1 pseudogene is annotated in these 1,159 nt (G+C 59.1%); it reads right to left on the bottom strand.

The annotated features are described in order from the left end of the window. Window positions 1-17: 17 nt before the first annotated feature. Window positions 18-1,077: pseudogene (locus tag F3H95_RS27000) on the bottom strand (IS630 family transposase). Window positions 1,078-1,159 lie beyond the last annotated feature (82 nt).

Below are 1,159 nucleotides of genomic sequence, written 5' to 3'. Positions count from 1 at the left end.
ATACCAACCGTCATTGATCAGAACCCTTGCGTCCATTTGCGTCTACCGATCGACATGATGTTCCACGGTCGGTCCTGCAGGGTTCGCCAAGCGTACAGCAGTGGTCGACAATGTCGTCATAGGACTTGAAGACGCGGTTTGAGAGCCAGTTCTCGCGCATGAACTGCCAGATGTTTTCGACCGGGTTCAACTCTGGTGATTTGGGCGGCAGCGGCAGGATTGTGATGTTTTCCGGAACGACGAGATTGTTGGACATATGCCAACCCGCCTGGTCCATGATGAGGACAGCGTGGGCATTGTCAGCGACGTGGCGGGAGATCTCGATCAGGTGCTGGTTCATGGCATGGGTGTAGCACCAAGGCATGACGAGAGCGGCTGCCTTGCCCTTCTTGGGGCAGATGGCACCGAAGATATAGGCCGAACGGGTTCGCTGATCGTGCGGCGCGGACGGCCTTGTTCCCCGCTTGGCCCAGCGGCGCGTGATCTTGTTCTTCTGGCCTATCCGAGCTTCATCCTGGAACCAGATTTCGATCACTCTGCCCTTGGCAGGGCCGGCGGCGATTTTTGCCACAGCGGCGGGGAAGTTTTTTTAAATGCCTCGACCGCCTCCGGGTCCTGCGCATGATGTCTTGGACGAGCCGAGAGCTTGCGATACCCCAGGGCACGCACTTCCCGCCCCAGGGTCTCCTCGCTCACCGAGATGCTGAACTCTTCCCAAATCCATTGAGCCAGATCACACAGACGCCACCGAACGACGCCATCCAGATACGGCGTCGGTCCGCGCTCGATGGCTTGCGCCAAGGCTGCTCGCTGTTTGTCGTTCAGGAGAGAAGATTTTCCAGGAGCCTTGCCGTTGATCAGTCCGTCGGGTCCGCGAGCATTGAAGCGGACCACCCAGTCGCGCACGATCTGAACTGTCACGCTGTCGAGCCGGGCGGCATCGGCACGCGAGCCGCCGTCATAGATCGATGCGAGCGAAAGAAGCCGCCGTGCCTGATCGGCATCGCGCGTTTGCCGGGCCAGTCGCCGTAGCATGGACCCGTCGAAATCCGACCGTAAAGAAAGCGCTGAACCCATCGCAAACCTCCTGTTTGCCACAGAGATTCAGATTCGTCCGCTTTTGGGAATCCCACGGGTCGGCATCAACGACGGTTGGTAT

This window comes from Rhizobium sp. RU35A (genome assembly GCF_900156005.1).
GTDB lineage: Bacteria > Pseudomonadota > Alphaproteobacteria > Rhizobiales > Rhizobiaceae > Neorhizobium > Neorhizobium straminoryzae.
The sequence above is the reverse complement of the archived record's forward strand: the minus strand, read 5'-3'. Positions and strand labels throughout refer to the sequence as shown.